This window comes from uncultured Acetobacterium sp. (genome assembly GCF_927416815.1).
Lineage (GTDB): Bacteria > Bacillota > Clostridia > Eubacteriales > Eubacteriaceae > Acetobacterium.
Map to the genome: position 1 here is coordinate 1 of NZ_CAKMJU010000070.1, position 8955 is coordinate 8955.

10 protein-coding genes are annotated in these 8955 nt (G+C 42.6%); 2 read left to right on the forward strand and 8 right to left on the reverse strand.

All coding sequences use genetic code 11. From position 1 onward, the window contains the following. The first annotated feature begins 133 nt into the window (after nucleotides 1-133). Nucleotides 134-613: an S-ribosylhomocysteine lyase gene (locus QZ998_RS10835; RefSeq protein ID WP_296560530.1), complete on the forward strand. Its 480-nt coding sequence runs from the start codon at nucleotides 134-136 to the stop codon at nucleotides 611-613. Nucleotides 614-650: 37 nt separating this feature from the next. Here QZ998_RS10835 and QZ998_RS10840 read toward each other — a convergent pair whose 3' ends face one another. Both QZ998_RS10840 and thyX read right to left on the reverse strand, forming a co-directional pair. Beyond that, the gene (locus QZ998_RS10840) at nucleotides 651-1508 is read right to left on the reverse strand and encodes a hypothetical protein (RefSeq protein WP_296560514.1); all 858 of its coding nucleotides are present in this window, start codon (nucleotides 1506-1508) and stop codon (nucleotides 651-653) included. Nucleotides 1509-1583: 75 nt separating this feature from the next. Continuing rightward, nucleotides 1584-2354: an FAD-dependent thymidylate synthase gene (gene thyX, locus QZ998_RS10845; protein WP_296560518.1), complete on the reverse strand. Its 771-nt coding sequence runs from the start codon at nucleotides 2352-2354 to the stop codon at nucleotides 1584-1586. 240 nt (nucleotides 2355-2594) lie between these two features. Between thyX and QZ998_RS10850 the strand changes: the two genes are divergently transcribed. Then, a complete protein-coding gene (locus QZ998_RS10850) occupies nucleotides 2595-3128 on the forward strand; it encodes a YgjP-like metallopeptidase domain-containing protein (protein ID WP_296560519.1) in 534 nt (177 codons plus the stop codon). Nucleotides 3129-3201: 73 nt separating this feature from the next. On the opposite strand, the gene QZ998_RS10855 is transcribed toward QZ998_RS10850, so the two are convergent. From QZ998_RS10855 to QZ998_RS10880, 6 genes are all read right to left on the reverse strand, one after another. Beyond that, nucleotides 3202-4425: an OFA family MFS transporter gene (locus QZ998_RS10855; RefSeq protein ID WP_296560521.1), complete on the reverse strand. Its 1224-nt coding sequence runs from the start codon at nucleotides 4423-4425 to the stop codon at nucleotides 3202-3204. A gap of 22 nt (nucleotides 4426-4447) precedes the next feature. Continuing rightward, nucleotides 4448-5101: a 3-oxoacid CoA-transferase subunit B gene (locus QZ998_RS10860; protein WP_296560523.1), complete on the reverse strand. Its 654-nt coding sequence runs from the start codon at nucleotides 5099-5101 to the stop codon at nucleotides 4448-4450. A gap of 11 nt (nucleotides 5102-5112) precedes the next feature. Further along, on the reverse strand, nucleotides 5113-5823 hold the full coding sequence (locus QZ998_RS10865) for a CoA transferase subunit A (protein ID WP_296560524.1): 711 nt from the start codon (nucleotides 5821-5823) through the stop codon (nucleotides 5113-5115). A gap of 482 nt (nucleotides 5824-6305) precedes the next feature. Next, a complete protein-coding gene (locus tag QZ998_RS10870) occupies nucleotides 6306-7025 on the reverse strand; it encodes a hypothetical protein (protein WP_296560525.1) in 720 nt (239 codons plus the stop codon). Between the two features lie 5 nt (nucleotides 7026-7030). Beyond that, nucleotides 7031-8329 carry a hypothetical protein gene (locus QZ998_RS10875; RefSeq protein WP_296560528.1) on the reverse strand — a complete coding sequence of 433 codons (1299 nt, stop codon included), beginning with the start codon at nucleotides 8327-8329 and terminating at the stop codon, nucleotides 7031-7033. After that, complete coding sequence (locus QZ998_RS10880; protein WP_296560529.1) at nucleotides 8329-8643, reverse strand: hypothetical protein; 315 nt, start codon at nucleotides 8641-8643, stop codon at nucleotides 8329-8331. Before QZ998_RS10880 ends, QZ998_RS10875 begins: the two co-directional genes overlap by 1 nt. Nucleotides 8644-8955 lie beyond the last annotated feature (312 nt).

Below are 8955 nucleotides of genomic sequence, written 5' to 3' on the forward strand. Positions count from 1 at the left end.
GGCCTACTCACCTCCACGTGATTTGTAGTTCACAGTTATCCCTATGGCTATAGAATAATTAGAATGATGCTTAAAGGCAAGATGTTTCACGACGTTTTGTGCCTTGAGCGAAGCGAAAGGAATGGTTATAAAAATGAAAAAAATTGCCAGCTTTACCATCAACCATCTGGATTTACTGCGGGGTGTCTACATCTCCCGAAAAGATTATTGCGGCGACCACTGCATCACCACCTTCGATATTCGGATGAAAGAACCCAACCGCGAACCGGTGATCAACAACGGCGAACTCCACGCCATGGAACACCTGGGTGCAACCTTTTTGCGAAATGATCCGGTTCTCAGTGACGAGATTGTCTATTTTGGACCAATGGGCTGCCGAACTGGCTTCTACCTGCTGATGAAGGGTGAACGAACGCCTGCCGATATCATGCCCTTGATCATTAAACTATTTAGCTTTATGGCCGATTATCAAGACGAAATCCCCGGTGCCACTGCGCGCGACTGCGGCAATTATCACGAGATGAATCTCCCAATGGCTCGTTATGAAGCCAACAAATATCTCACCGAAATTCTGGAAAACATCCAACCAGAAAACATGATTTATCCAGAATAGCATCTGCCAATAAAAAAAAGCCCATAGCGGGCTTTTTTTATTTTTGATTTTTTGATTCAGTTGCTTTATCCAGCTTCTTATTTTTGTTTTTACCAACCATTTTATCAAACAATTGTTCTGACCATGATTTTCTTTCGCTCATTTTTTTCTCATGGAGTCGGGTGAATTTATTGATCCGACTAACCCAAGACTTCGCATCGGCGATCATATTGCTGTCATCGGGATTTGGAATAACCGCCGTCCATTCCTGAAACAGTTTTCCGTTGCGCGTTAAAGCCTCATAATTAATGGCCAGCACCTTATACATTTTCTCTCCATTATCGTAGTTTTTCAGCTTGGCCTGGGCTTTTGACCACCGATGGAACCGCCCCATAATATAGGCGCTATCATCTTGAATAATGGTCACATAGGGTTTAACCAGAGCCTTGTATTTAAAACTCTGAGGTAATATGATGGTGAACAGGACTGACAGGGTGGCAAAGAAGGCGAAAAAGACAAAGCCCAACCATTTTACCCCTTCTGAAAGCATAATAAAGAGTAAAATCGAGATGGCCAACTCAATTCCCAACAAAATCCAGATTTTTTTCTTTTCAGAATTTTTCTGAATTTTATTTAATTCGCCGATAAACCCGACATACTGAGCTTCATCATATTCCCAGATCAAGGCTTCGTCTTTTTTCTCCATGAATGCCTCAAACTGACGATACCGCCGATAAAAATAGATGGCATAGCCAATCGCAAAGATAATCATCACCACGCCGGCATAGGTAAAGTAAAACTGATAGATTTCAACCGCTTTGATGATAACCGGAATAAAAATAATAACGACCCCTAAAACAGCAGCAATTAAAGAGAGTACTATATTTTGTTTTTCGGGATTTTTAATCTCCAACATAACTTCTCACAACCTTTTCACTTTATAGTTTATTTTAAATCGTTTGTTTTATTAAAATATTTGTTCATCGCTGTCTTAAATCTGTTTGAATTTTTCTCTGACCTCAGTTATTTTTCCACAGGTCATGCTCCCCTCGGGACATGGTCCTTCGACACATCGAGGTCCACCATTTTTAAAGAGCAGCGGTGCCACTTTCTTACATTCTTTAAGCATTTGGGTGGCCAGTTCGCGAATTTCCCACTGCGCCCGGTTGCAGCAACGTTGATTGTAAAAGTGTAGCAATTCACGGGTGTTCATGGTTGTCACGATTTTTGTCTCACAAGCGTTGGGCAAAACAAAACGGGCATCTTCGATTCCCTGTTTTTCGGCCGCCATGGCCGCCTGTTTCTCAGAAAGGCCAGACGCGATTAAATCCCTGGTATATTTTTCAATCAGTTTTTTTGCCAAGGCATCATAGGTATTCTGGGCATTTTCCATCCCTTCAACAAAGATCTTTTGACCGTCCGGCAGGGCTTTGATTTCTGGGGGAATCACATAATTAAACTGCCCTTCACTAACATAGCGCTGCGATTTTTGGCTAAAGCTGGCCATCCGATGGCGTACCAACTGATGGGTTAAGGCGCGGCTCACCCCTTCAATAGCAAAGGTAAAGCTGGCGTGTTCGATTGGTGAGGCATGCCCCATATCCATCAAACGGGTTAAAAAGCGTTCGACATTCGCATCCGTCAGGTCTTCCATGATCTCATCGGCACCGGCTTTGGAATAACATAGTTTGGCAGCTGCGGCAACTAATTTCTCAGGATCCGGGGTATGTTGAATCAATGTTACCCTTAATGTTGTTTCCATAAGATTCTCCTCTCATTTGAAAAATGTTTCTTGTTCTTCTGGACATTTTTCCTTGAACTTTAATATCTCATTATAACATTTTTCCCATGAATGTACAGTTCATAAACGGGATCTTAAAAATTTGCAAGTCGATCACCAATTCTTGCCCTATGGTGACAACTATTTCTATTCAGGTTTCTGTCCTTCTTGGATATAATGGTTCACAACAAGTCGTTTTACAAAAAGATGGAGGTACTCCCTATGTTTGGCAATCTCGATACCGTCCCTGAATTACTCAAAAATCATCAGTATAAGACGGGTGAAAAACATAAATTTCTTGGTGATTATTATCGTCTGATGATTGAAGAATCGCCTAGCACCGGTGTTATTATCAACAATTCTAATATGGTCCTCAATGTCCAAGATACTCAATCGATTTCCCACAAAGAATTCATTTTGGATATGTGGTACCGGGAACAGGCTCGCGAAGTTTTTGTCGAGGCGATGGCCGCTGCGATTATCAAAGCCGCTCCCTATCAGGTTCGTTTTCCCGACTTAAAAATCTACCGGATGGATAATCGCTGGGGTGTCTGTTCCCCTAAGAGTCAACGGGTTATCCTTAATCTTGAGCTGATCAAAACCCCCAAAGAATGTATTGAATACATCGCCTTGCACGAGATGCTCCACTTTCGTTTTCCCAATCATAATCTTTCCTTCTATGGCGCCCTGGGAGCCCTGATGTCAGACTGGAAAGAACGCGAAGATATGCTTAACCGAAAATACCGTTTAACCTGAATTGTAAAAAGATCTGCCTCCATGAGACAGATCTTTTTTTATCGATTTTATTCTCTGCAGTTTTATTATCTGTTTAATTCTCTGTTACCAGCGTCATTTTATGTTTGCTATTCATACGTTTGGTAAACAATACCAGCATAATAGCAGCAATGTTGATCCCTAAGGTGATAACAAAAGCCAGGTTATAACTGCCGCCGCTTTTTTCAACTGCATAGGCGGCAATTTGTGGACCAATAAAAGCACCAATCGAAAGACCGGTCATCACTACCCCATAATTCATGCTCAAATATTTGATCCCAAAATTATCGGCGGTGATTGATGGGAATAAACCGAATACCCCACCATAGCTGGCGGCGATCAAGCAAATGCCAACCATGAAAAGTGGTAAATCCTTAGTGAAATACAAGGCCACTAAGCCGACACCACTTAAGGCAAACATACCCATCAGGGTATTGTAACGCCCGATTTTATCGGATACCGTTCCCCAGACAACCCGTCCGGTGGCGTTAGCCAGCCCGATAAAACCAACCGCAAAAGCTGCCTGCTCGGGCGATAAACCAACCATCACCTGGCCAATTGGCGAAGCTTGACTAATGATCATTAAACCGGAAATACAACCCAATACCATTAATCCCCAAATCATATAAAAATCTGGTGTTTTTAACATCTCTCGGGTGCTGACATCACCGCTGGTCTGATTTGTCACCGTTGCAGCGGTCTTGCCTTGCGTTTCTACTACTGGTGGAGCGGCAATAAAGATTCCCAATACCAGGATTACTCCAGCAAAGATCAAGCCCAAGGTTTGAAATGCCCCCAAAACGCCCTGGGCGGCAATGAATTGCACCGCCACTGGAGCAAATATCAGTGATCCGGCACCAAAGCCGCCGGCTGTTAAGCCCCCGGCCAAGCCCTTATTGCCGGGAAACCATTTAACCGTATTAGAAACGGTAATCGAGTAAATCAGTCCAATTCCCGATCCCGCAATTAACCCATAGGTAATGTAGATCTGATAAACGGTAGTGATCATACCGCTTAAGTAAAGCCCCAATCCAAACAGTACCCCGCCTAATAAAACGACCACCCGCACGCCGAAACGTTTGACCAGCGGCCCGGCAAAAATCATCGCAATCGGCAATACAAATAAGTTAATCGTAAAAGCCATTGACGCCTGCGATGCTGTCCATCCAAAATCTACCATTAGCGGTTTTGAGAAAACGCTCCAGGCGTAAGCAAAGCCGATGCACAAGTTAATCACAATACTGACTGCCAGGATTAACCATTTTTTATTGTTATTCATTTTATTTTCCTCTTCTCTCGTTCTAAGCCGTTTCACTTTCTTGCCATTCGCCGATGTTCATAATTGTCGCTTCGGTGAGCCGCTCAATCTCTGCTACGGTTACCGCTGCTGCCAGTTCTTCCAGATACAAACCGTCTTCGGCCACTCGAAACACTGCCTTATCGGTGATAATCATATCGACTACCGCGGCAGCGGTTAAGGGCAGGGTACACCTTTTTCTTATTTTTGAATTGCCGTGCTTATCAGTATGGGTCATCGCGACAACTACCCGTTTGCAACCATAAAGCAAATCCATGGCGCCGCCCATTCCGGTTAAAAGCTTACCGGGAATCTTCCAGCTGGCAATACTGCCGGCTTGATCAACCTCCAGTGCCCCAACCACGGTCATATCAATATGGCCACCCCGGATCATCGCAAATGAGGTTGCCACATCAAAAACAGCGCCCCCGGGAAGCATCGTAATCGGTTCTGCCCCGGCATTGGCCAAATCCGGATCACTTTCACCCCGTTCTGGTTTTGGGCCAAACATCAATCCGCCGTTTTCGGTCTGGAGAAACACCTGGGTTCCTGCCGGAATATAATTGGCCGATTCGGTAGGTATTCCGATTCCCAAGTTGACATACATCCCGTCTCTAAATTCTTTTGCTATTCTTTTGGCAATATAATCTCTAGACATTTCCGAACCTCCTATAATTTGTTTGTGGCAATCCACAATTCTTCATATACATTCTTTCGTTCTTGATAGCTGTGACCTTTTACAATATAATCCACAAAAATCCCGGGGGTTCCAATATTCTCACAGGCAATCGCGCCAACCTCTACGATTTCGTCAACTTCAACAATAACAATGTCTGCCGCCGTTGCCATCACCGGGCTGGTATTGCTCATGCCTTTGTACTGCAAATTTCCTAAGGGGTCGCAGCGATGAGCCTTGATCACCGCGACATCTGCCCGGATCGGCTTAAATAACAAATAGGGCTTGTCGTCGACGATAATCTTCTCTGCCATCTCTTCAACTTCAGTCCCCATTCCGACTGGTGTAACAACGGCTCCCAACCCGGCACCGCCAGCTCGAATCCGCTCCACAAAGGTACCCATCGGGCTAAGTTCCAGTTCCACTTCCTGATTGACTATCTGTTTGATCAAATTGGGATCGGTACCCACATGTGATGTCACATATTTGCTAATCTGCTTGTTTAAAACCAGCTTTCCAATATCCACACCGCCGCCCCGGTAACCGGCACCAATACTGATGACGGTCAGCTCTTTGATTCCGGCTGTCGCAATTTCGTCGATCATTTTTAGTGGAACAGCAGCCCCTAAAAATCCTCCAATCATAACAGAAGATTTATCTCGAATCTTTTTGACGGCTTCTTGCGTCGTAATTTGTACTGCCATTGCACTGACCTCCTTGTAGCCAATATTTCCAAATCCTGTTGGGATGGTTCCTAAATTTAACACGAAACAGGTCAATTGAAACGACAATTTTTTAACCGATGACAGGAATTTTTCATACTATTTTTATAGGCTTTAAACTAATCTCAATTAAGTGTGTGTTTGAGATATTAATGTTACTCTTATAACCCGCTTTAAGGTGTCTTTAATCAGACTAAAAACTGTTTTATAAACAGCGACACTCGAGCAATCTATCGATTTATTAAGCATCTTTAAGAATTACCAAGATATGATTCTCTTGATTATTTTTATATGTTTAATATTCATCTTTTTTGACTAATTTTTACCTATTACCTGCACACATAAGTAAAAAAGAAAAAATACTGGATAAAACAGTTAATCTGTTTTATCCAGTATTTTTTCTTTTCGATCTTGTTATTCGTTTTTTAAGGTTAACCTTAATCCGTTTCTTGAAATAAATTCAATCAGACGTGCATCTTATTTTTTAACATTCTCCTGGTTTTTTCCGGGATCCGATGATAAATCGTTTGGAGTAAAACGATGATGCAAAAACCTGAGACTGCGACGATTAGTGACCAGCTTAAAACAATACTACCCAGTACATTCAGGCTAATAATCCCATCAATGCCAATTGCCAGCACAATCACAAAAAGAATCAGATTCGTGGGAATAAAAATAAACTGGCTTTTGTGACGGGTGTGTTTCAAAACAAACCGGAACAGGCTGACATCGAGATAAACCAGGGTAGCAATCGGAAAGGCGTAACTGAGAAACCAATTTGTTTGGCTACCAAGAATCAGGAAAACAGATAAACAGGTAACAACCACTGTAATATAGGCTCCCAGAAAATTGTAGTTCGGCTTCAAATAACCCATCGCAAAAAAAACCATCGCAAAAATACTGAGATCGGCCAACGCAATATATTTAAGCAAGACATGATTCCAGGGATAAACCAGGTAAATCACGCCGATGATTAGCATGATACTTGCGGCAATAATCGAAATTGAAAAAAACGCCTTATTCTTTTTACCCAGATGATCTTCGTCGTAGGTATTGATCGCCTGGGGGTATTTCGGATCCTGGGGATATTTCCCCGCATTGACATCAGGAATAGGAAAGTCGCATAATGGACAACTTTTCATATCATCTTCAACCTCAACACCGCATTTGGGACAATATGCCATCGTACTCACCTCTTATTCGTTTCTATTTTGACCGGAACACCCAGCTGTCTAATTTTTCTAAAAAAGATCTTTTCAATCACCGTTTCGCCGGTCGTTTTTCCAAAACACAAAGCCAACCTGTTGTCATAGCTGACGGTAACCAGCTTTAGCCGACTTTCGGCACTGGGCGGGGGGAAAACTTCAAAGCTCTTGACATAGGGCTTAATCTCTTCCGGAACCGTGACCACTCCCAGATTGGATAATCCGCTGGTATAGCCGCGCTCACCGTAGCGCTTATAGATCACCGGCATCAACAATTTTTTCACCCAAAGGGGAATGATCCTTAAAAAGATCAGCCGTTCATTACGTACATTTCTAGAAATATAGCGATTAATATGCTTCTGATTCATATAAAGACCCATATACCCTTTGATCTGCTCGATAATTTCCTCACGGCTATAATAACCCAAGGCCAGATCAATCTTAGGATTTAAACTGATAAAAAAATTTCTCAAGGTCACTGAGGGAAACATCTTTCTCAAATCGACAGGCACATTGATTGCAATCCGCTGCTTTCGCTTCTTATTCTCGCTGATCGGAAGGGCGATGATATATTCCTGAATACTCTCAAAATAGAGCGCCAGGATAAACTGGGTCAGGGTACAGCCATAACTTTTGGCCAGCGTCAGCAAAGGCGCTACTGGCACAAATCCGGTCAGCAAGAGGTACTCGCCCTTATCAAGGAGTTCAAAAGGAAAATGAAAAACCTTTTTACTGCCTGGCGGGGGCGGTACATTTTCTTTATAGTAAACCTTAAACGAGTCTTCAAACTCTCCCGGATCGACTTCTGCAGAAATGTCCATTGCTTTACCCAGATTTTTGGGAACAATTCCCTTTAATTGTTTAAAATATTCAATGATCAAGGTCTGCAAAAAAGCCAGACCACCACTGCCATCACAAATGCTGTGGTTAAACTCAACATGAACATACTTCTTATAATAAAGCACCCGAAAGGGAAAGGTCTTTCCCTGACGCTGCCGCATCGTCTTACACGGATAATAGGTTTCCTCTTCAGCCTTTGGAATAACCTCAGTGTGCTCGTAATAATACCAGAAAAAACCACGTTTTAAGGTCACCTGAAAATAAGGAAAGCGATGAATAATCAGCTCCAGAGCCTTTTGTAAGGTAACCGACTCAACCATTTCTGATAATTCCACCGTCATCCGGTAAACCGTTGTCATCCGCGATGATGCAATGGCCGTATAAAGGACTCCGGCATTATCCAGAGAATAAAAGTTCTTCTTCTGATTTTTTTCCTCCATCATCAACCCCCACCTCTGAGAAAGTTTTTCCGGAAGGTCAACAGAAAATCGTCAAACTGATCTTTTTCCACCGCCAGGGTGACGTCAACCGCAACCAACCAACAAACGCCAATGCTCTCCTGACGCTCATCAGACAGGGTCACCTGCCAGCCCTTGCCAGTGTATGTATCTCCAGCAATGGAAAGTGCTTTAGTTGCCAGATATTGATCAAATTGCCACCTGGGAATGCCCCGCATCAATAGTGTCTTAACTGTAAATTGATCAGATTTAATTGGTTCTGCTCCTTTTTGATCTTGATCAGTCATCATCTTACTCATTTCTTAATGTATTCTTTGATCTTTTGCAAAGCTATTCTACCATATTCGCCTTAAGTAATTGCTGATATTTTTTATTGCTAATTGTCTCAACTTTCCCAGCTCTAAAATTCGGCGGAGACTTTACAACAACACACTCTGTAGCTTCTAAAAAACAGAAGTTGACAGAAAAATGCACCTGACATCTGATATAATGAAAATGCAAACTAACAAAAATCAGACAGGAAAGGTGCATACCACTATGATAAACCAAAACAACCCATCTGAACAGACAAAAATTGCATTTTTAAAAGCTTTTAAGGCATTGAAACTGGC

Coding starts and splice junctions, on each gene's coding strand:
- QZ998_RS10865 (WP_296560524.1), bottom strand. CDS start 5,823: ATGGCAGTACAAATTACGACGCAAGAAGCCGTCAAAAAGATTCGAGAT.
- QZ998_RS10850 (WP_296560519.1), top strand. CDS start 2,595: ATGTTTGGCAATCTCGATACCGTCCCTGAATTACTCAAAAATCATCAG.
- QZ998_RS10855 (WP_296560521.1), bottom strand. CDS start 4,425: ATGAATAACAATAAAAAATGGTTAATCCTGGCAGTCAGTATTGTGATT.
- QZ998_RS10835 (WP_296560530.1), top strand. CDS start 134: ATGAAAAAAATTGCCAGCTTTACCATCAACCATCTGGATTTACTGCGG.
- QZ998_RS10840 (WP_296560514.1), bottom strand. CDS start 1,508: ATGTTGGAGATTAAAAATCCCGAAAAACAAAATATAGTACTCTCTTTA.
- QZ998_RS10860 (WP_296560523.1), bottom strand. CDS start 5,101: ATGTCTAGAGATTATATTGCCAAAAGAATAGCAAAAGAATTTAGAGAC.
- thyX (WP_296560518.1), bottom strand. CDS start 2,354: ATGGAAACAACATTAAGGGTAACATTGATTCAACATACCCCGGATCCT.
- QZ998_RS10875 (WP_296560528.1), bottom strand. CDS start 8,329: ATGATGGAGGAAAAAAATCAGAAGAAGAACTTTTATTCTCTGGATAAT.
- QZ998_RS10870 (WP_296560525.1), bottom strand. CDS start 7,025: ATGGCATATTGTCCCAAATGCGGTGTTGAGGTTGAAGATGATATGAAA.
- QZ998_RS10880 (WP_296560529.1), bottom strand. CDS start 8,643: ATGAGTAAGATGATGACTGATCAAGATCAAAAAGGAGCAGAACCAATT.